This window comes from Campylobacter concisus, assembly GCF_002165785.1.
In the GTDB taxonomy this organism is placed as follows: domain Bacteria; phylum Campylobacterota; class Campylobacteria; order Campylobacterales; family Campylobacteraceae; genus Campylobacter_A; species Campylobacter_A concisus_W.
Window position 1 is genome coordinate 1 of sequence record NZ_NDYO01000029.1, and the last position, 231, is coordinate 231.

Sequence of the window (231 nt, forward strand, 5' to 3'; positions counted from 1 at the left end):
TTATTCCTTTATATTATGCTCTTTGGCATAGCTTAGTATCTTAGCTCTAAGATCTTCAGGAAAACTTTCTCTATACATTACTGGCGTTAGTGGATTTAGCTTTTTATCTAATTTACCAGCCTCATATAGTCTTGTTAGCTCTTCTGGAGTGTTATAGTATGGTGCATTTGGGTAGCCCTCTGGTGGGGTTAGGGACATTATTTTAGCTTCTAGGAGGGTGGAGTCGATGTA

The 231-nt window shown here is 38.5% G+C and carries 1 pseudogene; it reads right to left on the reverse strand.

Annotated elements, in window-relative coordinates:
• Positions 1 to 231, reverse strand: a pseudogene (locus B9N62_RS10310) (thioredoxin reductase); the annotation flags it as partial.